Source organism: Agrobacterium sp. 10T429 (genome assembly GCF_056393925.1).
Genome location: NZ_JBFTGV010000005.1, coordinates 121,926 through 143,109 on the forward strand (window position 1 = coordinate 121,926; position 21,184 = coordinate 143,109).

General features: G+C 58.5%; 21 protein-coding genes. 13 read left to right on the forward strand and 8 right to left on the reverse strand.

What is annotated here, in order from left to right:
- Window positions 1-71: 71 nt before the first annotated feature.
- The 5 genes from AC1DCP_RS13605 to AC1DCP_RS13625 are packed head-to-tail and all read left to right on the forward strand — an operon-like array spanning window position 72 to window position 4,555.
- A complete protein-coding gene (locus tag AC1DCP_RS13605; RefSeq protein WP_112200631.1) occupies window positions 72-1,112 on the forward strand; it encodes an ABC transporter ATP-binding protein in 1,041 nt (346 codons plus the stop codon).
- Window positions 1,112-1,966, forward strand: coding sequence for an ABC transporter permease (locus AC1DCP_RS13610; RefSeq protein WP_060642645.1), 855 nt, complete (start codon window positions 1,112-1,114; stop codon window positions 1,964-1,966). The genes AC1DCP_RS13605 and AC1DCP_RS13610 overlap by 1 nt, the downstream gene beginning before the upstream one ends.
- Window positions 1,966-2,829 (forward strand): ABC transporter permease, encoded by an 864-nt coding sequence (locus AC1DCP_RS13615; protein WP_476774323.1) that lies wholly within the window; start codon window positions 1,966-1,968, stop codon window positions 2,827-2,829. The genes AC1DCP_RS13610 and AC1DCP_RS13615 overlap by 1 nt, the downstream gene beginning before the upstream one ends.
- Window positions 2,830-2,876: 47 nt before the next feature.
- Entirely contained in the window at window positions 2,877-3,773 is an 897-nt protein-coding gene (locus tag AC1DCP_RS13620; protein ID WP_112154183.1) for a glycerophosphodiester phosphodiesterase family protein, read from the forward strand.
- Window positions 3,761-4,555, forward strand: coding sequence for an inositol monophosphatase family protein (locus AC1DCP_RS13625; RefSeq protein ID WP_019567023.1), 795 nt, complete (start codon window positions 3,761-3,763; stop codon window positions 4,553-4,555). The genes AC1DCP_RS13620 and AC1DCP_RS13625 overlap by 13 nt, the downstream gene beginning before the upstream one ends.
- A 91-nt stretch (window positions 4,556-4,646) precedes the next feature.
- Here AC1DCP_RS13625 and AC1DCP_RS13630 read toward each other — a convergent pair whose 3' ends face one another.
- A complete protein-coding gene (locus AC1DCP_RS13630) occupies window positions 4,647-5,780 on the reverse strand; it encodes an ROK family transcriptional regulator (protein WP_004431088.1) in 1,134 nt (377 codons plus the stop codon).
- A 294-nt stretch (window positions 5,781-6,074) separates the two neighbouring features.
- Between AC1DCP_RS13630 and AC1DCP_RS13635 the strand changes: the two genes are divergently transcribed.
- The 4 genes from AC1DCP_RS13635 (at window position 6,075) to AC1DCP_RS13650 (ending at window position 11,008) form a co-directional block, all read left to right on the forward strand.
- Window positions 6,075-7,067, forward strand: a complete 993-nt coding sequence (locus AC1DCP_RS13635) for an ABC transporter substrate-binding protein (RefSeq protein ID WP_013762397.1) — start codon at window positions 6,075-6,077, stop codon at window positions 7,065-7,067.
- Window positions 7,068-7,184: 117 nt separating this feature from the next.
- Window positions 7,185-8,270, forward strand: coding sequence for an ABC transporter ATP-binding protein (locus tag AC1DCP_RS13640; RefSeq protein WP_111784062.1), 1,086 nt, complete (start codon window positions 7,185-7,187; stop codon window positions 8,268-8,270).
- The gene (locus tag AC1DCP_RS13645; RefSeq protein WP_476774324.1) at window positions 8,267-9,952 is read left to right on the forward strand and encodes an ABC transporter permease; all 1,686 of its coding nucleotides are present in this window, start codon (window positions 8,267-8,269) and stop codon (window positions 9,950-9,952) included. Before AC1DCP_RS13640 ends, AC1DCP_RS13645 begins: the two co-directional genes overlap by 4 nt.
- 99 nt (window positions 9,953-10,051) lie before the next feature.
- The gene (locus tag AC1DCP_RS13650; protein WP_476774325.1) at window positions 10,052-11,008 is read left to right on the forward strand and encodes a hypothetical protein; all 957 of its coding nucleotides are present in this window, start codon (window positions 10,052-10,054) and stop codon (window positions 11,006-11,008) included.
- A 32-nt stretch (window positions 11,009-11,040) separates the two neighbouring features.
- On the opposite strand, the gene AC1DCP_RS13655 is transcribed toward AC1DCP_RS13650, so the two are convergent.
- Window positions 11,041-12,108, reverse strand: coding sequence for a linear amide C-N hydrolase (locus AC1DCP_RS13655; protein WP_476774326.1), 1,068 nt, complete (start codon window positions 12,106-12,108; stop codon window positions 11,041-11,043).
- A gap of 137 nt (window positions 12,109-12,245) precedes the next feature.
- Between AC1DCP_RS13655 and AC1DCP_RS13660 the strand changes: the two genes are divergently transcribed.
- Complete coding sequence (locus AC1DCP_RS13660) at window positions 12,246-13,046, forward strand: hypothetical protein (RefSeq protein ID WP_476774327.1); 801 nt, start codon at window positions 12,246-12,248, stop codon at window positions 13,044-13,046.
- A 208-nt stretch (window positions 13,047-13,254) separates the two neighbouring features.
- On the forward strand, window positions 13,255-14,205 hold the full coding sequence (locus AC1DCP_RS13665; protein WP_174047724.1) for a bile acid:sodium symporter family protein: 951 nt from the start codon (window positions 13,255-13,257) through the stop codon (window positions 14,203-14,205).
- 144 nt (window positions 14,206-14,349) lie between these two features.
- Here the strand turns inward: AC1DCP_RS13665 and AC1DCP_RS13670 are convergent, their stop codons facing one another.
- From AC1DCP_RS13670 to AC1DCP_RS13695, 6 genes are all read right to left on the reverse strand, one after another.
- Window positions 14,350-15,129 carry a 2-keto-4-pentenoate hydratase gene (locus AC1DCP_RS13670; RefSeq protein WP_476774328.1) on the reverse strand — a complete coding sequence of 260 codons (780 nt, stop codon included), beginning with the start codon at window positions 15,127-15,129 and terminating at the stop codon, window positions 14,350-14,352.
- Window positions 15,130-15,153: 24 nt separating this feature from the next.
- Entirely contained in the window at window positions 15,154-16,002 is an 849-nt protein-coding gene (locus AC1DCP_RS13675; protein ID WP_476774329.1) for a fumarylacetoacetate hydrolase family protein, read from the reverse strand.
- A gap of 10 nt (window positions 16,003-16,012) precedes the next feature.
- The gene (locus AC1DCP_RS13680) at window positions 16,013-16,699 is read right to left on the reverse strand and encodes a DUF4286 family protein (RefSeq protein WP_013761191.1); all 687 of its coding nucleotides are present in this window, start codon (window positions 16,697-16,699) and stop codon (window positions 16,013-16,015) included.
- Window positions 16,700-16,707: 8 nt separating this feature from the next.
- A complete protein-coding gene (locus AC1DCP_RS13685; protein ID WP_476774330.1) occupies window positions 16,708-17,457 on the reverse strand; it encodes an SDR family NAD(P)-dependent oxidoreductase in 750 nt (249 codons plus the stop codon).
- 62 nt (window positions 17,458-17,519) lie between these two features.
- Window positions 17,520-18,509: an ABC transporter substrate-binding protein gene (locus AC1DCP_RS13690; RefSeq protein ID WP_476774331.1), complete on the reverse strand. Its 990-nt coding sequence runs from the start codon at window positions 18,507-18,509 to the stop codon at window positions 17,520-17,522.
- 31 nt (window positions 18,510-18,540) lie between these two features.
- Window positions 18,541-19,344, reverse strand: coding sequence for an ABC transporter permease (locus AC1DCP_RS13695; protein WP_076844678.1), 804 nt, complete (start codon window positions 19,342-19,344; stop codon window positions 18,541-18,543).
- A gap of 131 nt (window positions 19,345-19,475) precedes the next feature.
- Between AC1DCP_RS13695 and AC1DCP_RS13700 the strand changes: the two genes are divergently transcribed.
- Both AC1DCP_RS13700 and AC1DCP_RS13705 read left to right on the forward strand, forming a co-directional pair.
- On the forward strand, window positions 19,476-20,285 hold the full coding sequence (locus AC1DCP_RS13700) for an ABC transporter ATP-binding protein (protein ID WP_476774332.1): 810 nt from the start codon (window positions 19,476-19,478) through the stop codon (window positions 20,283-20,285).
- Between the two features lie 113 nt (window positions 20,286-20,398).
- The gene (locus tag AC1DCP_RS13705) at window positions 20,399-21,169 is read left to right on the forward strand and encodes an IclR family transcriptional regulator (RefSeq protein ID WP_112154200.1); all 771 of its coding nucleotides are present in this window, start codon (window positions 20,399-20,401) and stop codon (window positions 21,167-21,169) included.
- Window positions 21,170-21,184 lie beyond the last annotated feature (15 nt).

The following is a 21,184-nucleotide window of genomic DNA, read 5'->3' on the forward strand; positions in this document are numbered from 1 at the left end:
GACCGGACCGTGGGGCTGGAAACCGCCAAACGGTCCGGGAGCCTTGGTCGCAACCATGAGGGAGCCTCGCCATGAGTGAACTCGAGATCAGCAATATCAGCAAGGATTACGGTTTGAGCCGGGCGCTTCATCCCGTGTCGATCACTGTCGAGCGGGGCGAATTCGTCACCATTCTCGGCCCCTCGGGCTGCGGCAAGTCCACGCTTTTGCGCATCCTCACCGGCATCAGCCAGCCTTCGGGAGGCGAAATCCGGCTGGGCGGCAAGCGTATCGATCAGGCGCCGCCGGAAGCGCGCGACATCGCCATGGTATTCCAGTCCTATGCGCTTTTCCCGCATATGTCGGTTGCCAAAAACCTTGGCTTCGGCCTGAAGATGAAGAAGGTCCCGAAGGACGAGCGCGCGCGCCGCATCGCCCATGCGCTTGAAATCTGTAATCTTGCCGGCCTGGTGGACCGCATGCCGCGGCAACTGTCCGGCGGGCAGCAGCAGCGCGTTGCGCTGGCGCGCGCCATTGTCATGCAGCCAAGCCTGTTGCTGTTCGATGAGCCGCTCTCGAACCTCGACGCCAAGCTCCGCGACACGCTGCGTCATGAACTGACTGAACTTCACCGCCGGATCGGCGCGACCAGCCTTTATGTGACGCATGATCAGGCCGAGGCCATGGCGATGTCGGACCGGATCGTGGTGATGAATGCCGGCCGCGTCGTCGAAGTGGGAACGCCGCTCGAACTTTACCGTGCGCCCAAACACGCCTTTACTGCCGGTTTTCTGGGGCAGACCAACCTTTTGCCGGTTTTGGCTGAGGGTAGGCAGGCGCAATTGCCCTGGGAGCAGTCCGTAACGCTGGATGCGACTGCTGCCGGCTCCGCACAGATTTCGGTTCGTCCGGAAAACATCCACATCAGCGCCGACGAGGCGGGTGCCGGCACGGTCTCTGCCGTTTCCTTCATGGGCGCCAATGCGCTTTATACGGTCGAAATCGGCAGCCACCAGATCAAGATCAGCCAGTCCGGTGCGGAAAATCTTATCGATGCGGGACGCAGGGTCGCCTTGCGTTTTCCCGGATCGGTGCATCTGCTCGATGACGGGCAGGCAGGGGAGGCGGCGTGATGCGCGGGGTGCTTCGCGACAGGCGCGCCCAGCTGCTGGTCCTGCTTGCGCCGGGGGTGGGTTATTTGCTGATCTTCTTCGGCGGTCCGCTGCTTTCGGCACTGATCGGCAGCTTCAGGCAGGACGATGGCAGCTTCACGCTGATGTTCTACGAGCGGATTTTCACACGTCCCTCGATGATCCGCGGCCTGACGACGTCCATCTATTACGGTGTCATGCCGGTGATGGTGTCGCTTGCGGCTTCGGTGCCGCTGGCGCTTCTGATCCGCAAGAGCTTTCTCGGCCGCAAGCTGTTCAGCGGCCTTTACAAGCTGCCGATGGCGGTGCCGGGCATCATCGTCGGCCTGATGGTGATCGTCGTTTTCGAAAGGGGCGGTTTTCTCGACCGGCTGGTCGCGCCGCTCGGGCTTGAATTGCCCAAACTCGTGCGTGACGACTGGGGCATTGGCGTCATTCTCGCCAGTGTCTGGAAGCAGATACCCTTCATGACGCTGATCATCACCAGTGCCTTTGCCGCCATTCCGGAGGACATCCGTTACGCGTCGCGCACGCTCGGCGCCTCGAGGCTGAAGACCTTTCTGTTCGTCGAAGTTCCGCTCGCGATGCCCGGCATCACCGCCGCCATCCTCCTTACCTTCATCGGCTCCATGGGCTCCTACGCCATTCCCGATATTGTCGGTCCGCCCACTGCCCGGCCGCTTTCGGTTCTCATGGTCACGGAGTTCAATCAGGGGCGATTCAATCAGGTCTATGCCATGGGCATGGTGCTGAGCCTCTTCGCGGTCTCCGTCCTGCTTCTGTATTACTCCCTGACATCCCGCATCGGCCCCGGCCAAACCCGAGGAGACGCATAATGAGCGCCATTGCCCTCGATCCCGTCACCATGACAAGTCGCCGCACCTTCACGCCGGACGACCGGATTTTCGTCTCCATCGGGCTCTTTACCGCGCTGGCGCTCGCTATCGCCGTGCCTCTGGCGCTGATGTTCCTGTGGAGCATTGCCGATGGATGGACGCCGCCTCTGGTGGTGCCGAAGGATTACACCACCACGCGCTGGGCGGGCATTCTTGGCGATGCAAGCCTCATCCAGGCCGCCGTCAACAGCATCCTCATCGCCATCGTCGTGACTTTCTCGACGGCCGCGATCGCCCTGCCGACCGCTTGGGCCATGGCCCGTTTTCCTTTCCGGCTGAAACGGCTGGTGGAGATCTTCATTCTGGCCCCCATCATCATTCCGGGGCTGGTCGTCGCTGTCGGCATCGGCCAGGTGTTTCTTCTTTTCGGTCTCGCTTATTCGGTCATCGGGGTCATCCTTGTGCAGATCGTCGGCACGCTGCCGCTGATGATACGGCTGATGACGGCGACGCTCGAAACCATTCCCGACGACCTGATCCATGCCGCCCGTTCGCTCGGCGCGGGAACGGCCGGCATTGTCATCCACATCATCCTGCCGCTTGCGGTGCCCGGCCTTCTGGCCGGTGGCCTGATGTCCTTCATCGGCAGCTTCGAGGAATTTGACAAGTCCTTCATCGTCGGTGCGCCTGTCGTGCAGACGCTGCCGATCAAGCTCTACATGTATCTCGACCCCTATTCGATGCAGATCCCGCTCGCCTCCATCGTCTCCTTTATCCTGCTTCTTCCCGCACTCGTCGTTTTCATCATCGCCGGCCGCATTCTGCGTGACGACCTGATGGCGGCGGGCATGGGGAAAATCTGATCCGGGCAACCCAACTCCGGTAAACGCAACATCCGAAAGTGAAAAAAATGCCTCAAACCCTTGCAGCCCAACTAAAAGTCTCCAATCCGTGCAACGTTCTCGCCCTCTGCTCGCGCGACAATCCCGCGATCCTCACCATCGCCCATCGTGGGTTCTGGACCGCGACCGCTGAAAATTCGCTGGCTTCGGTTCGCGCAGCGGTCGCTGCCGGTGTGGAGATGATCGAGATCGACACGCAGGCGACGGCGGATGGCCGGCTGGTCGTCATTCACGACGAGACGCTCGACCGCACGACGACGGGGCGGGGGACAGTGAGCGAACTGGCCTTTGATGTCGTCCGTTCCGCTCGGCTCAAGGCAGGTGCTGGCGGCGATGCAGCCGATGTGACGGAGGAATGCGTACCGACGCTGGAAGAATTGCTGGAAGAGGCGCGTGGCAAAATCACCGTCAATATCGATACCAAGTTCACCCGTGACCTGCCTCAGGTCATGGAAACCGTACTGCGCCTCGGCGTCGCGGATCAGGTTCTGGTGAAAACCGATATCGATCCTGAAGCCGCGCATTTCGATGTGCTGGATACCGACTGGTTCGGCAAAATCCCGCATATGCCGATGTTTCCGGTGAGAAAGGGCAAGTTTGCCGAGGATCTGCGCCGCATCGAAGCGTTGCGCGCGCCGATGATCGAGGTAAAATTTACCGATATCGCTGATCTGGTCGAAGGCCGCGCCGAAATGGAGCGTCAGAATATCCGCCTCTGGATCAACACGCTCGACGTTTCCCATTGCCTCGATCTCAACGACACGCGCGCACTTTCCGATGCAGAAGGTGTCTGGGGCGCACTGGCGCAGGTCGGCGTCGGTGCAATCCAGACGGATGAAGTCGAGGCCTTCACGGGCTGGTTGAAGGCTGATGCAGGCGAGACGGGCAGGTCATGGACACGATGAACCAGCGCCTCGAGCGCGCAGCCGGCATCATAGAGGAGGCGATGGGTCTTGCCCTTCGCTTTTTCGAAGCGCGCGGCAGCATCGCCACCCGCACCAAGGGTTTTCAGGACTTCGTCTCGGAAGCGGATACCGCGGTTGAAAGGCTGGTGCGCGACCGGCTGGCGGCGGCATTTCCGGGTGAAACCGTTCTCGGCGAGGAGATGGGCGGGATCGCAGATGACGCCTATTGGATCATCGATCCCATCGACGGCACCGCAAACTTCCTGCGCGGCTCACCACTCTGGGGCATCTCGCTGGGCTTCGTGCGCAACGGCGTCCCGGAAATCGGGGTCGTCGCCATGCCAGTCTTCCAGGAGATCTATTCGGCTGCCGAAGGAACAGGGTTGCTGCTGAACGGCAAGCCGCTTGCGCGCGATGTTCCATTTAAGGAAGTGCAGGTGATGTCGCTCGGTGACAGCGCGTCTGCCGATGCCGCGGAGGTGGCGGCGCTCAATGTCGGCTTGAGGCATGCGGGCTGGGTGGTGGAATCCATCCGTTCGACCTCGATTTCACTGGTTTTTGCAGCGCGCGGTATCTTCGATGGCCATCTGCAAAAACTGACGACCATGTGGGATATTGCCGGTGGCGTTGTCCTGGCACGGGAGGCGGGTCTTGACGTGCGGATTGGAACGCGCGGCGAAACCGGCATTCCCTGGGTTGCCGCCGCAACGCCTGAATTGATGGCCGTGACGGAAACGCTCTGGCCGGAGATCGCGGAATTGGTGCCGGCCGAACTTGCCTGAAATTCCCATAAAAACCCGTGCCGGGTGAGAGATCCAGACACCCGGCGCCTTCCACCGGCAACTGGACCGAAAAGCCTCTGACGACTGGCGGTTATGCCCAACCCTTCAGCGCCCGGCCGGAATAATAGCTGGGCGTTGTGGCGCGGTAGATCGGTATGCTGGCGGCACCGAGATGGGGCAGGTCGCTCATCATCGATTTGCGTATTTCAGGCGGTTCGACGAAAAAGTCTTCGCCGAGCATTTCAAGCGAGCCGATGCGCTGGACGATGTGTTCAAGAACCCAGTCGGGTAGCGATCCGCCAAAAATGATGGCGCCGGGATCCATCGTCCGGGCAACCGTCAGCGCCAGCAGACGAAGCTGGTCGGTCGCCCTTTCCAGCCAGGCAACCACGGCGGGGTGGTCGCAATAGCTTTCATCAATATCCTTCAAACGCCGGATGCCCACTCCGTGGGCGGCCAGCGTGTCGCAAAGGTCCTGTCCAGAGGGACGTGGATGGGATTTGGGAAACAGGCCGCCAAACTCGCCGGCATTGCCGTTGGTGCCGCGATAGAGATGGCGCTGAACCACAACGGCGCCGCCTATGCCGTATGTCAGCCAGATCATCGCAAAATTGCGGATGCTTCGACCCGCTCCGTAATATAGCTCCGAGAGGATGACGGTATTGCCGTCATTTTCGTGAAAGACCGGGAAATCGAAATAGGGCTGGAAGTCCTTGTCCACGTCGATGTCGCGCCAGCTCTCGAATTGCTTGATGCGAAAGACATGGCCTCGATCACGTTTGAAGTGGCCTGGAAAGCTGATGCCGCAGCCAAGCACATCCTTCTTTTTGATCTTTGCCTTTTCAACCACCTGTCGGGCGGCCGTCTCGGCCATCTCCATGATATGCTCGAAACTGTGTCCCTCAAGCTCGGACCTGATTTCCTGCCTGATCGTGCCGTTGAGATCGGCCAGGCAGACACGCAGATCGTCCGGGTTGAAATAGACCCCGAGCGTGAAAAGTCCGTTCGGATTTATCTCGATGGCAGTGGATGGCTTCCCCCGTTTGCCGTCGCTGCGCGCTTCCTCGGCTTCCAGGATCAGGCCGGATTCCAGAAGATTGGCCGTCAGGCGGGTGAGGGTCGGTGCGGAAACATCCATCTCGCGCGCCAGTTCGATGCGCGACATGCCTCCCTTGCCGCGCAGGATTTCGAGCAGACGCCGTTCATTGTAGCCGAGGTCGATCAACCAAGTCTCCCACGAGAAGTTAAGTCGGATGATTAGCGCAATTTCAGTGGCTGTGCACCTTGTTTTCCGGAGCGTCCTGACTTTTCAGGTTCGCAGATTAAGCGCGGCTGTCTTCAAATGTTGAGTTTTTTCAGACGGATATTCAATTTTTGTATTCAAGATAAATTGCAGCTTGACTAATTAATTTACGTAAAGAAAATAAATAGCAGACGGCGGGTAGCGACACGCAAAATCAATAAGAAATTATGTCGTACTGCCTTGCCAGTCAGGGAACAAAAAAACGGAGCACCCTTTATGCGTCAATCATGCACTATTTTCGCGCGCCTTGTTGCTGGCGCAACTTTCCTTGCCAGTGCGGCTTTCGCCCATGCGGAAGGTACCGTCGTGGTCTATTCGGCAGCGCCGCAGCAGCTCATGGATGAGTTGCTGCCCATGTTTGAAAAGAAGACCGGCACCAAGGTCGAGCTTGTCAAAGCCGGGTCCGGCGAGCTGATGAACCGCATCAAGGCGGAAAGCGGCAAGGCGGCGGGCGACGTGATCTGGAGCGTTGATGGCACCGTCATCGACTTTTCCGCCGACCTCTTCGAACCTTACAAGCCTGTCGAGGCAGCATCGATCAACCCTGCCTTTTCGCCGAGCACCAACTGGGTTCCTTTTACCGCAGTCGTTACGGCCTTCATCGTCAACAAGGAAGCGCTGAAAGGTGCGCCGGTTCCGACATCCTGGGCCGATCTTGCCAAGCCTGAATACAAGGGTCTGATTTCCTCGGCCCGTGCCGATCAGTCCGGCTCCGCCTATATCCAGATGGCGACGGTTTTGCAGGATTTCGATAGTGAAGAGAAGGGCTGGGAGGTCTATACCGGCATTCTCGGCAACTCCGTTCTTTCTACCTCTTCAGGCGCTGTTCCGCGTTTCGTCAATGATGGCGAGCAGGCGGTAGGTATCACGCTCGAAGACGCCGCCCTGCGCTACAAGCTTGGCAGCGCCCCGGTAGAGATCGTTTATCCGAAAGAAGGCACGGCAATCGCGCCTGACGGCATGGCGCTCGTCAAGGGTGCACCGAACGCCGAAAACGGCAAGGCCTTCATCGATTTCATCGTCTCCAAGGAAGCGCAGGAAGTCGTGGTGAAAGCCGGTCGTCGCTCGGTCAGAACCGATGTTCCTGCCAATTCGGCGCTCGTTCCGCTGTCCGATGTTCCGGATGCGAAATACGACTTCAAGTGGGCTGCGGACAACCGCTCGCGTCTGATGGAAAAGTGGAACGAGATCCTGCTCGACGTCCAGTAAGAACATTGCCGGGGGCGGCGCGTCAGGCAACCGTCCCCTGCTTACCTCTTTCACAACAGCATTTTCGTTCCGTCCACCGTGGTCGTGTGCCGCGCAGGATATGTCATGGAGCAGCACATGGCCGCCGTAGAAATTACCAGCATCAAGAAAAGTTACCGGGATGTCGTTGCCCTCTCCGACATCAACATCTCCATCCCCTCCGGATCGTTTTTTACGCTTCTTGGACCCAGCGGTTGTGGCAAGACGACCCTTTTGCGCACGATTGCCGGTTTTCACCAGCAGGATAGCGGCAGCATCAGCATCGAAAGACAGGCGATCGAACATGTGCCCGCCCATAAGCGCGATGTCGGCATGGTCTTTCAGGATTATGCGGTGTTTCCGCATATTTCGGTATTTGACAACATTGCCTTCGGTCTGAAACAGCGCAAGGCGTCTTCAGCCGAGATCCGCGAACGGGTCAGCAAGATTCTCGATGTCGTGCAGCTCGCTCCCTATGCCAAGCGTATGCCTCACGAACTCTCCGGCGGCCAGCAGCAGCGTGTGGGTCTCGCACGCGCACTCGTCATCAACCCGAAAGTGCTGTTGATGGACGAACCGCTGTCCAACCTCGATGCCAAACTTCGCGTGGACCTGCGCCGGGAACTGCGTGAAATCCAGCAGGCCATGAACATCACCACCGTCTATGTCACGCATGATCAGGAAGAGGCGCTTGCCATGTCCGATCTGGTTTGCGTCATGTATGGCGGCGTCATTCAGCAGGCGGCACCACCCTGGGAAGTCTATAACAATCCCGCTAACCGCTTCGTCGCGTCGTTCGTGGGCGCAAACAACTTCCTGACGCTTGACCGTGCAGGCGGACAGACATCCATTTCCGGCCACAAGGTCGCATTGCCGCAGGCGGATGCGATTTCCCCGCAGCGGAAGATCGTCGCCGCCATCCGCCCGGAGGCGATTTCTGTCGGTCCTGCCGCGATCGATGGTGACGAGCGCATCGAACTGCCCGTGACCATAAGACTGGTCAGTTTCACGGGGCGTGAGATGAACGTTGCAGCCGTTCTCTCGTCGGGCGAGGAAATCGAGGCGATCACCAAGCCATCGCCTGAGATCATTGCACTGCAGCCCAACCAGAAGACCACTTTCTCCTGGCGCGCGGCCGATGCGAAGCTGTTCGGCGAGGGCGTAACCGGGGAGCGCCTGTCATGACGGATATGACTGCGACTGCAACTCCCGGCGGTCTCCGCCTTCGACTGCCAGGTTTTTGGACAAGCGTGACGGTATTTGCCGTCATCCTGCTGGCGATCTTCCTGATCCTGCCGATTTTCAGCGTCTTCTTCATCAGTTTCTTCGATGCCAAAACCGGGGCCTTCGGTCTCAGCAACTACGCGGAAGTGTTCACGCGACGTTTTTACACCGTCGCACTCTGGAATACGCTTCTGATCGGCGTGCTGGGCATGCTGGGCGCCTGCCTTCTCGGTATTCCGCTTGCCTTTTGCACCTCCCGTTATCGCATAAAGGGGCGCACTTTCATTGCCACCTTCGCGGTTCTGGTTCTGTGCGCACCGCCGTTCATTGGTGCCTATGCCTGGATTATGCTGTTCGGTGCCAACGGCGCGGTCACCAATCTCTTGTCCTTCGCCGGCATTTCATTGCCGACGATCTACGGGATCCCGGGCATCGTGATGGTCTTCAGCCTGAAGTTCTTTCCCTACATCTTCCTGATGACGGAGAACGCGCTTAACACCATCAACAAGTCCTATGAGGACGCGGCGGAAAATCTCGGCTGCACGGCGTTCGAGCGTTTCCGCAAGATCACCTTGCCGCTGGTCTTTCCGGCAGTCAGCACCGGCGCGATCATCTGCTTCGTGCTGTCCATCGCCGACTTCGGAACGCCGGCAATCCTCGGCAAGGGCATCAGAACACTTTCGACCATCGCCTATGCGCAATACACCTCCGAAATGGCCGGTACGCCGACCATGGCGGTGACGATTTCCATGGTGATGATTGCAATTTCGATGGCGGCACTTCTGTTGCAGCGGCACATTCTTGCCAAGCGCCGCTACGCCAGTTCACTGACCAACAGGCCGGTAAAGCAGTCCATGCGCCCGTTGAAGTCGTTCATCGTGCACGGCTTCTGCTATCTGGTCGTCTTCATCGCCATGCTGCCGTCGCTCACGGTCATCTACACCTCGTTCCTCGCAACCAGCGGTCCCGTCTTTACCGGCGGCTTCGGGTTGGACAGCTATGCCCGTATCCTTCGTGATTCACCGCAGGCGATTGCCAACAGTTTCACGTTTGCACTGGCTGCCGTGGTACTGATTGCGATCGTTTCCGGCCTGCTGTCCTTCATCGTGGTGCGACGCGACAATGCGGTCTCCGGCTCGCTCGATCTCCTGCTGATGGTGCCTTACCTCATTCCCGGCGTTGTCATGGCTATCGGCTACGTTACGACGTTCCGCTATCCACCCTTTGATATCACTGGGACGGCGCTCATCATCATCGTCCTGGTGTTTATCCGCCGGCTGCCCTACGGCGTCCGCTCCACGACATCGATCCTCAGGCAGATCAAACCGTCCATCGAGGAGGCTGCGGTCAATCTCGGGGCTTCGCCGGCAAAGACCTTCGTGTCGGTGACGGTGCCGCTGATGCTGCCCGGTCTCATCATCGGTTCGCTGATGAGCTTCATAACGGCTATCAACGAGCTGTCCTCGACGCTGATCCTCTACACGGCACGAACGATCACCATGCCGGTTCTCATCTATGTTCAGGTGATTGACGGCGAGTTTGGCACGGCTGCGGCGCTTTCAACCGTCCTTCTGGTCAGCACCGGACTTTGCGTCTTCATCGTGTTCCGCCTCTCGGAAGACAAAGAAGCCTCTTTCGTCTGAAACCATACCAGCCCTCACCAAAAGCCTGCAGGAGCGGCGACATACGTGTCGCCGCCAGCCTCCCTCTGCCCAGCCTCCCTCTGCAAGGAATACACGACGATGAATATCGCGAGCTTTTCGCAATCGAAATATAAGAACGCCGCAACGCCCGGGGACGATGTGGCACTGATCATACCGGGACGGGTTCTGGCCGTTTTTGACGGTGCGACCGACCCGACCGGTGCAAGTTACGGCGGCTTGAGCTCGGGCCGTATCGCAGCACTTGCTGCCGCAAATGCCGTGGCGAAAATGGGCCTCGATGGCACACTGGAAACAATTGCCACGCCCAAGCTTTTTCAGAACATCAGCGATATCTTGAAGCAGGAGGCCGAGCGCATCAATGCCAGCCATCCACCGTCGACAACCCTGGCAATTGTTGCCGACCTGGGAGACAGTTTCCGCCTGCTTCTGGCTGGCGATTCCGGTGTGCGTATCAACGGCTCCCGGTTGCTGCAGCATGCCAAGCTTATAGACAAGGTAAGTACATCGGCGCGCATCCTTGTCTTCAAACAGCTTTTTGCCGCTTTGAGGGATGGTGATGCAGCCGAGGCACGCACGCGTGCGACCATCTTTTCCGGCCTGCGTTCCGCTGTCGAAAACGGCATCATGACTGCGCAGGAGGCGGAGAATGTTGTCATTGCCGCAGCCCGCATGAGCGGCCTTGAGAGCGATATCGAAGCGGTCGAGGAATTCCTGATGGGAGGAATTCGCGTCCAACCGCAATTCGCAAACAGGCAGGGACACGTACTGGGATACGCCTCGGTCAATGGCGGAACGGTCATAGAAGAGGGGACGGTCGATCTTAGCATCGCCAAGGACACGCTTGTGAGCCTTGAAATCTTTTCCGACGGTTATCTGTCTCTGCCGGCTGGAACCGATGTCGCTGACTGGGAAGCGGAATTTGCCCGCGTCGAGACGGCAGATTTTCACAAACTAGCCGACTATCCTTCGGTAAAAGGCTCGACAAGCACCGAATTCAGCGATGACAGGACGGTCGTCTGCTTGAATGGCTGGTAAGGGCAGGGTGCGGTGCCGTCGCCGCGGCACTCTCAAAGTCCGAGGAATTTGAAAGGCTTGCTGTCTTTCAGCCTGTCGTTCGCCATGCCGGAGTAAATGTGGATCTGATTTGGCCCCAGGTCAAGTTTCTTCACGGAGCCTGTTTCTCTCGAGACGTCGAGCTTTGTCATGTCTATCCAGAAGATGTTCGGCGTCAAAGCGGATTCGAAGAAATAGAGCTTTCGCTTGTGGTCGATCACCGTGCGCCAGCGCGTTGAAGAAATGTTAGGCTGGTCGGGGGTGGTTATGCCATAGGGCACCGAGACGTTGCGGATGACGCTGAACACGCTGGCGATTGCCTCGACCGGGTCTTCGCTTTTGGGGATTGCATTGGCGTAAAATGCTGCGCGGGCAAATCGGTCCGATGCCCGGTTCGTGCCGGGAAGCATCACCGTGCCCCCGATCTGCGTCCAGTATTCGTTGAGGGCCAGCTGTTTGTCGAAAGTCGGTGAATTGGTCATCACCTGGTATTTGCGGCTGTGGTGAATGACCTGTTTGCCATCGATATATTCAACGATTGCGCTGTCACCGCTCGCATCCGACAGCGATAGATGCAGCGTTGCGAGACGTTCTTCCCCCGGCACACTGTCCGTCACCACCGTGAAGGGGTTCTTTTCGAGTGCGCTGACGGCCTCGCCGACCGTGGCGAAATTGTCGAGTACATATTGCGCCCATGCCGCAATGGAAAGTCCCGGAGACTTGCCATCATAGGCCGGGTAACTCGACTCGACCAGCCAGAGCACGTTGGCGGCAAGGCCAGCTTCGTTCATGCCATCCGTGGTGGAAATATCGTAGCCCGAGGCAATGACGCTGCCGTATTTCGAGGTCCATTTGACCGAGTTCGGCCCGGCCTCGCCAGACCGCTCCATTCCGCGCGGAAAGACCCAGATATTCGTGCCAACATCTGTTTTCCAGTCCATGGAGCGGGCAGTTATGACCTGGTCGTTTTCACCCAGATAGACGAACCGTGTGCAGGCTTCGGCCACCGATGTCGCAAGCGTGGCAATGGAAAAAACGGTGGCGGTGCAGGCAGACAAAAAAGGAATGGTCTTCGGTCGCATGGTGCATCCTCCGGTGCTCGCGGCGCGATTGCAGCGTATGATAGAAAATCGGACTTGTTGCCGGATGTCAAATCGGTTTACCTTCGGTGCCGGACGGGGGTAGGCCTTTGCTTAAATTATCTATTTTTTCGACCGTTATGGTTTTTTCCGCAAGCTTGGCCTTAGGTGCGGATGCGCAGCGTTTCACTCCCGCGGGAGTTGATCAACCCGATTGGGCGCTTCAGGTCACGGGCTATTTGTGGGCAACCGGGTTGAACGGCAACATTTCACCGTTCCGGCGTGCGCCGACGCTTCACGTCGAGAAATCATTTTCCGACGTCATGGATGATCTCAACTTCGGGGGATTTGTTAATATCTGGGGGCGGTACGACCGCTTCGTTCTGTCCGGCGACTTGATGTATGTCGACACGACCGACAGCAAGGCCACCGGCCCGTTGCCGGCCCTGCAAATTCCCGGCTTGCCGACGCTGCCCCCGGGGGCGGCCATCAGCGCTGATGTCGATACCCAGGAATTCATGGCAACGCTGCAGGCCGGGTATCGGATCGTGGATACCAAAGGGTTCACGCTCGATGCGCTGGCGGGTGCACGCTTCTGGCATATTTCCAACGAGGTCGCGGTTACGGCCAGTCACCCATTGATCGGCAGCGTGTCGGCAACCCACAAGGAAAACTTCGGCTGGGTGGATCCAGTCATCGGCGCAAGGGTATTTTTTGGCGTGACGGACCGGCTTTCACTTCAGGGTCAGGTAGACATCGGCGGATTTGGCGCAGGATCGGATCTGACATGGTCGGCCCTGGCGACGGTGAACTACATCTTTACCGATACACTCTCTGTCTCGGCCGGCTACAAGGTGCTTGATGTCGATTATTCGCATGACGGCTACGTCTTCGATTCGCGGCTGAGTGGCCCTGTTGTCGGGCTGACCTATAGGTTTTGACGGTTTACGCCCGACGCACACCCTGTGCGGTCTACCCGCCTGTGGTTGTGAAGATGCACTTCGCCCGCTGCGTCCGCGCTTTGCACTGATGTTTGTTGGGGCTCGTCCTGATCTCATCCGCGCATGGACCACTGACCGTCCCGCGTGACCTTGACACAGCGACCATGCCGACTAGACGGGTTCTCATGTTCATTTTGGGAGTATAGACATGAAATCGCTGGCAGCCGTTTCGGCTTTCGTGGGAAGAACCTTTGCGGTCTGGGTCATCTTGTTTGCCGTGCTCGGCTTTTATTTTCCAGAAACCTTCAAGCAGATTGCGCCGTGGATCGTTACGCTTCTGTCGATCATCATGTTCGGCATGGGGCTCACACTTTCGGTCGACGATTTTCGTGAAGTCGTGAGGCGCCCTGTTGATGTCACCATCGGGGTGCTCGGCCAGTTCCTCATCATGCCGTTACTTGCGGTGCTGCTGACTCAGCTAATCCCGATGCCACCGGAAGTGGCAGCAGGTGTCATCCTGGTTGGCTGCTGCCCGGGCGGCACATCGTCCAATGTCATGACATATCTTTCGAAGGGCGACGTCGCCCTTTCCGTCGCCTGCACGTCAGTGACGACGCTTGCTGCTCCCTTGGTGACGCCATTCCTCGTGTGGTTGTTCGCCAGCCAGTTCCTGCCGGTTGATGGCTGGGCAATGTTCCTGAGCATCGTCAAGGTCGTTCTGGTGCCGCTGGCACTTGGAGCCGCCTTGCAGAAGCTGTTGCCGAACGTCGTCAAGGCGGCTGTGCCTGCGTTGCCGCTTGTCAGCGTGATCGGTATCGTTCTGATTGTTTCGGCGGTTGTCGGCGCATCGAAAGGTGCGATAGCCCAGTCTGGACTGATGATATTTGCCGTCGTGGTTCTCCATAACGGTCTTGGATATCTGCTTGGCTATTTTGCGGCGAAGGCGACCGGTCTCTCCCTCGCCAAGCGCAAGGCAATCGCCATCGAGGTGGGAATGCAGAACTCCGGTCTCGGTGCCGCTCTTGCGACGGCATATTTCTCGCCTCTCGCAGCTGTGCCCAGCGCCATCTTCAGCGTCTGGCACAATATCTCCGGCGCGTTGCTGGCCAACTGGTTTTCGGGCCGGGTGGACACGACGGCGACGACGAAAGCCGGATAGGATCGCCGGACGAAGATTGGCCGACGGGATATGAAGCAGCCCGAAAGGGGTTCTTCGGGATATGACGCTGCAGGTCCGCAACGCCTCGACCAAAATCGCCATCGACGCGGAAGCACTATCCGCGTTGATGGCCGAAGGCGACGATCAAGAGCATGAAAGTGTGAAAGCCCCGACCGGTTTCATATCGATATAGGTGTCGGCGGCAAGGTCGCTTGTTATCGCCCCACAAAGGCTGCCGGTGGTGACGATCTGTCCGCGCTTCAGCGTTCCATTCCTATTGAGCTTGGAATTGGCGAAAGCGACGAGCGGGGCGAGTGGATCGGTATTAGGGTGTTTCACCACCGCATCGAAACGGATATCTGTGCCTTCGGTCACCGTCAGATGCGGCAGATCGCCGGTATTGTCGGCAAAGGTATCAACGATTGCCGCGTCGATTTCCGGCCCGAGAACAAACCCGCGATTGGCAAGGCGATCCGCCAGAAACAGCGGGAAGGGGACCTGGTTCTTTTCCACCAACCGGTAGCCGAGAAGCTCGACACCGAGGTGAACGGCGTCGATATGTGTCAATATATCGGCCCTGCTTAGCGGGGTTGCGGTTGCCGCGGGTATATCGGAGGCGAGGGTGAAGCAGATTTCCACCTCGATGCCTTCAATATCCACTCCGGGAAAAGACGCGATAGCGTCGTCACCGATCCGGTAACAATCGACCATCGGCGCAGCGACCGCGTTCCCGTCCGGCCGGATCGCCAGCTTCCAGCCTCCCACTGTTTTACCGGAAGCTTCAACGAAAGCGCGTTGAACGGCAATGGCTTCCTCAAGGCCTTCTGGAACGAGGCCATCCGCCTCGATTGTCGCCAGCGCAATTTTGCTGCTGTTCAGGCCTGCTTTCACAAGGCCCTGGGCCAGTTTTTCGATCGCCGTCATTCCAGTCATCATCCCTCATTCTGTCTATTGGCCGAATGCTGTCACGATTTGGCGCTGCTTGCCAAGGCCATCAATGCCAAGTTCGACGACATCTCCGGCTTTCAGGAAGACCGGCGGCTTCATTCCAAGGCCGACGCCCGGTGGTGTGCCGGTCGTAACCACGTCACCTGGCATGAGGCGCATGAAACGGCTGATATAGGAGACGAGAGTGGCGATAGGAAAGATCATCTTCGCGGTCTGTCCGGTCTGCATGCGCTGGCCGTTGACATCGAGCCAGAGTCCGAGGTTTTGCACATCGTCGACTTCGTCCGGGGTGACGAGCCATGGGCCGAGCGGGCCGAAGCCAGGGCCGCTTTTTCCCTTTGTCCATTGGCCGCCGCGCTCGATCTGGAAGGCGCGCTCCGAAATGTCGTGACAGACGCAATAACCGGCGACGACGGAAAGCGCGTCCTCTTCGCTGACATTGTAGGCGGGCTCGCCGATGACGAAGGCGATTTCCACTTCCCAGTCGGTTTTTTCCGAATCCTTCAGCAGCACGATCGGATCATTCGGCCCGGAAATGCAGGAGGTGTGTTTGTTGAACAGCACCGGCTCCTCCGGGATCGGCGTGTTGGTTTCGAGTGCGTGGTCGCTGTAATTCAGGCCGACTGCCACGAAATTTCCGACTGCGCCGACACAGGCGCCGATCCTGACATCTGGTGACACGATGGGAAGTGACGAGAGGTCGATTTTGCCAAGGTCAGCCAGAGAACGGCGCGAAAGCGTCTGACCGGTGATGTCGGTGATAACGGAAGAGAGATCGCGGATATTTCCATCGGCATCGATTGCTGCCGGCCTTTCATGACCGGATGGGCCACAACGGAGAAGTTTCATGCTGTTTTCCTTATGCTGCCGATTGCTGAAGGGCGTTTTCGCCCAGCGAAAATTCGAGCCGGTAAAGGCCGCTTTCCACCGACCCCGTCAACTCCTGTTTCGACAGTTTATGTGCCAACGCGTCGCTGGCGTTCGTTACGGAAAGGGCGGAGCCGCCTTCGATGAGGATGATCCAGTTGGGCACGCCCACCTGCCGACCCTTTCGCTCTGCTGTCGCAAGGCTGCTTGCGCCATTGTCCGCAATGCACAGGTGCACGCCGCTGACGCCGTTCAGTTTGCCGATCTCGGTCAGCGCTTCTAATAGCGCATATTGCAACGCTGCCTTCCGCTCATCGGCGGCATCAAACCGGAAGGTGGCGATAAAGCCGCCGTCACCACATGCATGTGAGTATTCGGTGTTGCACACGCCGCGCGTCGTGTTGCGAAAGTCGGCGGTCGATTTTTTAGTCCAGGGCGTGGGGCTGTTCAGCCGCTCCAGGTAGGGCTGGCCAACCAGCACCTGTGCGTCCGCCGCTTCGTAGAGCGTGAAATATTCCGGCGTGCCCTGTTCGGCGACATAGCGGCGTCCGCGCAGGAAGCCGGGGATCGCCACGCGTTCCGGAATATGCTCGCGATTATGCCATTCGATGAAGTTTTCGCGGCCTTCCGGCAAGATGTCGTTCCAGATGGCGACGACGGCTTTTCCCAAAAGAGACATAGGTTACCTCAATATGTTGCACGACCGCCGGACAGGTCAAAAACCGCGCCGGTCGAAAAACTGCATTCGGAAGAAGAGAGCCAGGCCACCATATTGGCGACCTCGGCGGGTTCGAGAAATCGGCGCATCGGGATGCGCGAGAGAATATCGTCCAGCCGTTCCTTCGGCGCGTCGATGCTCATCGCCGTCAAGGAAGCGGCGGGTGTGATGGCGTTGACAAGGATGTCCGATGTCGCCAGTTCCTTGCCGAGGCTTTTCGTCAGCGCCACCAACCCCGCCTTGGCGGCGCTGTAGGCGGCGGCCTGATGCATGCCCTCTTTTGCCTGGATCGAAGCGACATTGACGATGCGGCCGGCGCGGCTCCTCTTCGCCGTCTCGATCATCAGAGGTACAAGGGCACGGCAGACAAGAAACGAACCGGTGAGATTGACGTCGATGATCCGACGGAATTCCTCCACCGGGATTTTCCAAAGCGGCGCGACATTGCCGACGATGCCGGCATTGTTGACGAGAATATCGAGCCTGCCGAATTGGCTGCGCAATTCGGCGGCGGCCACGTCGATGCTTTCAGGTTCGGTAATGTCGACACCGGATGACGGAAGGCCGGCAAACTGGTGTTGTTTTACGCAGGCTGGCAGGTCCCAATTGACGACCGTCGCTCCGCAGTCGCGAAGGCGCTGGCTGATGGCGGTGCCAAAGCCGCCCGCAGCGCCGGTAACAACCGCCACCTTGCCCTCTAAATCATAAAATGTGGACATGTTTTAAACCATTGTTCCGCGTGCCAGCCCGGCGGCATCCGTCGGACTGGGAGCGTCCGTGCTTATTTGGCGATCAGGCCGTTGGTGAAGAAGGCGTTTGCCGGCATATCGGTCTTGATGTCCTGATATTCCTTCATCAGGTCGAGTGTCTGCTGCCAGTCGGCAACAGCCATTTCTCCGAGCGGTGCGGAGGGGGCCGTGGGCGACGGCAGAAGCTTGAGCGAGATTTCAAGCTGCTCTTTGAGGAGTTTCGGATCGCCGGTAGGCTTTTCCTTGACCGCTGCCGCAACCGCCGCATCAGGATCGGCCCTGGCCGCTTCGATGGATTTCAGCGATGCCGCGACGAAACGTTTGACGAGGTCCTCATTGTTGTCGATGAGCTTCGTGTTGGTGACGATGGTCAGGCCCTGCGTGTTCACACCGAGTTCCGCAAAGGAAAACACCTTCTGTTGCAGGCCTTTGGAATTCAGAACCACCACCTGGTTTTCAAGGCCGCCGAGGATGCCTGCTGCGCGATCCTGCATGATGGCGATGATCTTGCCGGGGCCATCCACATTCAGAATGTTGACCTTGGAGGAGTCGACGCCGTTTTTCTTCCAGATGGCTGGCAAGAGGGCGAGAGATGCTTCGCCGGCACTGGCGGCGACCGTCTTTCCTTCCACGTCCTTTATGGAGTTCACGCCGGAATCTGCCCGGAACGTCATCGCATAAGGCGAGGTATTGAGCAGGCCAAGCACGGATTTGACAGGCGCGCCTTTCGAAGCGCCGGCAATCACGCTGCCGCCATCGGCAATGCCGAACATATCGCCGCCGGTTGCGACGGATTGCACGGTGCGTGCCGAACCCTGACCTTCGCCGATTTGCAGATCAATGCCGGCATCCTTGTAGAAGCCCTTTTCGGCGCCGTAATAAAAGATGGTGTGGACGCCACTCAAAAGGAAATTGAGGCGGAGCGTCACCTTGTCTTCGGCTGCGGCCGATTGCACACCCGCCAGGCCGACGGTAAGGGCAAGCACGCCGCCCGCCAGTGTTTTCTTCATTGTATTAAACATTTTATCCTCCCTTTTTAATTAAAGTCCTGGTTCAGGTCGTGCTCTTGCCCACGGTGAAATCATCTCGGCGCTGGGAAACATGCCAGGGGATGGCAAAGCGCTCGATCAATTCCACAATCCCGTAGAGAAGCAGGCCAAGCAGGCTCAGCACGATGATGACGGCGAAGGTCATGCTGGTGTTCATGTTGCCGTTGTAATTCAGAAGCAGATATCCGAGCCCGTTATCGGAGGCGACGAACTCCGCCACCACGGCTGCGGTGGCCGAAAGTGCGGCAGCGACCTTAAATCCCGCAAAAAGGGAGGGCAGGGCGCCCGGCAGTTCCACTTTCCAGAAAATCTTCAGGCGTCCGGCCCGATAGCTTTTGGCGAGATCGTAGACCTCCGGCTCGATGGATTTGAAGGCCACGATGGAGTTGACGACGATCGGGAAAAAGGAAAGCAGGAAGACCAGCAGGATTTTGGACGGCAGGCCGAAGCCGACCCAAATGATGAAAAGCGGTGCGATGGCGATCTTCGGGATGATTTGCAGGATTACCAGCAGCGGGTAAAATATCGCCTCGAAGGCACGCGAATAGACCACCAGAAGCGCAAGAAGCGTTCCCATGACCACCGCCACCAGAAAGCCCAGCACCATCGGTTGTAGCGTATAAAGCGATGCCGTGAACACGATCGGTATATTGTAAAAAAGGTCCGTAAACACTCTGCTCGGGGCCGGCAGAATATATTCTGGCACCTTGAGCGCTCTCACCGCAATCTCCCACACGACCCCTGCGCCCACGAGACTGGCCATCGTGTGGGCTTGGCCTTTGACGGCCCCCATGACTTTCGAAAACATGTTTCCTCCCGAAATTGCCCGGCCGTTCACCGCGAAATTTTATTATTGGAACAATGTTCCATATGGACTGATGTTTCGTCAAGTGGTAATTCAGGCAGTACAAGAGAATTGGAATGCAGCGGGAGGAGTGCATGTTGCAGAAGAAGACCGAAAGGAAGACCTATGAGCCGGGCGTCTTGCTGGAGGGTGTCAGTAAATATTTCGGGCACCCGGATGCGCCGGTCGTGGCGCTGGAAAAGCTCGACCTGACGATTGGCGACGGGGAGTTCGTGGCAATTGTCGGCCCTTCCGGCTGCGGCAAATCAACGATGATGCGGCTGATCTCACGGCTTTCGCATGCCAGCACCGGCCAGATTTCCGTTTTTGGCGATGTTTCAAATAACCCGCCGCCCGGCATGAGCATCGTTTTCCAGAATCACGTGCTTCTGGCCTGGAGAACGATTATCGACAATGTGCTGTTCCCGGCCGAAATGACCGGCAGAAACCGTGAGGAACTGAGACCCCACGCATTGGCGCTTCTTCAATCCGTTGGCCTGAAAGACTTTGCCAACCGGTATCCGCACGAACTATCCGGCGGCATGAAACAGCGCGCATCCATAGCGCGTGCGCTTCTGCTTCAGCCCAGGCTTTTGCTGATGGATGAGCCATTCGGTGCGTTGGATGCGCTGACGCGCGAACAGATGCGTATCGACCTTGAAGCGCTCTGGCTGAAAAATCGTATGACGGTGGTGTTCATCACCCATTCCATCGACGAGGCGGTTCTTCTGGCGGACCGCGTCATAGTCATGACGCCGCGGCCGGGCCGAATTGAAAAAGTGCTTGAGATCGACATGCCGCGTCCGCGTGGGCTGGCGGCACGGCGCGAGCCGGAATTTATCGAAAAATCCGAGCAGATCACCGAGATATTCCTATCGCGCGGCATTCTGCAGCGCCATGCCTGAACCGGCGGCGTCTCCTGGTTTTCGTTGAAGCCAAAGACGCCGCAACAGCCTATTTTCGCATCGCCTTGGGGTTCCCTCCCGATAGTGGCCGTGCACGTCGACCGGAGAGTGAGATGGAAAAGACGATCAATGTACCAAGCGGCGGTGTCGAGCGGACGATCGCCATGCTGGAGCTTCTTGCCTTGGCCGAGGAGCCGCTGAAGCTTTCCGATGTCGCACACCAACTCGATATTCCCAAAAGCGCTTGCCACCGTATCCTGACATCGCTCATCGACAACGGCTGGGCGTGGCAGAGCCAGGAAAGCGATTGTTATGCGTTGACCATGCGCATGGCGCTGGTGGGTCAGAAACAGCTGGCGCGCCTGCAGGTATCGGATCTGCGCCAGCCGATCCTCGACGATCTTGCGGAGCGCACCCGTGAACTCGTTCGCCTGACCGCCGTGCAGAACAACACTCTTGTGTGGGTCGGCTCGGCGCGCGGCCGCCGTTCCGGTCTGGTATTCGAGCCTGATATGAGCGCCGGCATCGTTCCCTACGCTACGGCGAACGGCAAGATATGGCTGGCAAGCCTCGACAGGGAGCGGGCGCTAAGGATCGCTCTCGACGCCGGATTGGGCCAACCCGGACAGCAGGCCGCCAATGCCATCAACACCATCGAGGCACTTAACAAGGAACTCGATGCCGTCTCCCGCCTCGGTTACGGGCGCGCGGTTGGCGAAGCCGAGGAGGGGGTAGGGGCAATCGCGGTTGCCATCCGTCAAGGTAAGGAGGTCGTTGGCACCATGAGCGTTGCCGCGCCGCTCACGCGTTTGACCGATGAGCGTGTGGCGGAAATTCTTCCCCTCCTGTTGAGGGCAGCTAGCGATATGGAAATAGCCTGGTAATCGGCGTCTACCGGC

Bases quoted from the DNA above. Each gene is read 5' to 3' on its own strand.
- AC1DCP_RS13605 (WP_112200631.1), top strand. From the start codon at position 72: ATGAGTGAACTCGAGATCAGCAATATCAGCAAGGATTACGGTTTGAGC.
- AC1DCP_RS13610 (WP_060642645.1), top strand. From the start codon at position 1,112: ATGCGCGGGGTGCTTCGCGACAGGCGCGCCCAGCTGCTGGTCCTGCTT.
- AC1DCP_RS13615 (WP_476774323.1), top strand. From the start codon at position 1,966: ATGAGCGCCATTGCCCTCGATCCCGTCACCATGACAAGTCGCCGCACC.
- AC1DCP_RS13620 (WP_112154183.1), top strand. From the start codon at position 2,877: ATGCCTCAAACCCTTGCAGCCCAACTAAAAGTCTCCAATCCGTGCAAC.
- AC1DCP_RS13625 (WP_019567023.1), top strand. From the start codon at position 3,761: ATGGACACGATGAACCAGCGCCTCGAGCGCGCAGCCGGCATCATAGAG.
- AC1DCP_RS13635 (WP_013762397.1), top strand. From the start codon at position 6,075: ATGCGTCAATCATGCACTATTTTCGCGCGCCTTGTTGCTGGCGCAACT.
- AC1DCP_RS13640 (WP_111784062.1), top strand. From the start codon at position 7,185: ATGGCCGCCGTAGAAATTACCAGCATCAAGAAAAGTTACCGGGATGTC.
- AC1DCP_RS13645 (WP_476774324.1), top strand. From the start codon at position 8,267: ATGACGGATATGACTGCGACTGCAACTCCCGGCGGTCTCCGCCTTCGA.
- AC1DCP_RS13650 (WP_476774325.1), top strand. From the start codon at position 10,052: ATGAATATCGCGAGCTTTTCGCAATCGAAATATAAGAACGCCGCAACG.
- AC1DCP_RS13655 (WP_476774326.1), bottom strand. From the start codon at position 12,108: ATGCGACCGAAGACCATTCCTTTTTTGTCTGCCTGCACCGCCACCGTT.
- AC1DCP_RS13660 (WP_476774327.1), top strand. From the start codon at position 12,246: ATGGTTTTTTCCGCAAGCTTGGCCTTAGGTGCGGATGCGCAGCGTTTC.
- AC1DCP_RS13665 (WP_174047724.1), top strand. From the start codon at position 13,255: ATGAAATCGCTGGCAGCCGTTTCGGCTTTCGTGGGAAGAACCTTTGCG.
- AC1DCP_RS13670 (WP_476774328.1), bottom strand. From the start codon at position 15,129: ATGACGGCGATCGAAAAACTGGCCCAGGGCCTTGTGAAAGCAGGCCTG.
- AC1DCP_RS13675 (WP_476774329.1), bottom strand. From the start codon at position 16,002: ATGAAACTTCTCCGTTGTGGCCCATCCGGTCATGAAAGGCCGGCAGCA.
- AC1DCP_RS13680 (WP_013761191.1), bottom strand. From the start codon at position 16,699: ATGTCTCTTTTGGGAAAAGCCGTCGTCGCCATCTGGAACGACATCTTG.
- AC1DCP_RS13685 (WP_476774330.1), bottom strand. From the start codon at position 17,457: ATGTCCACATTTTATGATTTAGAGGGCAAGGTGGCGGTTGTTACCGGC.
- AC1DCP_RS13690 (WP_476774331.1), bottom strand. From the start codon at position 18,509: ATGTTTAATACAATGAAGAAAACACTGGCGGGCGGCGTGCTTGCCCTT.
- AC1DCP_RS13695 (WP_076844678.1), bottom strand. From the start codon at position 19,344: ATGTTTTCGAAAGTCATGGGGGCCGTCAAAGGCCAAGCCCACACGATG.
- AC1DCP_RS13700 (WP_476774332.1), top strand. From the start codon at position 19,476: ATGTTGCAGAAGAAGACCGAAAGGAAGACCTATGAGCCGGGCGTCTTG.
- AC1DCP_RS13705 (WP_112154200.1), top strand. From the start codon at position 20,399: ATGGAAAAGACGATCAATGTACCAAGCGGCGGTGTCGAGCGGACGATC.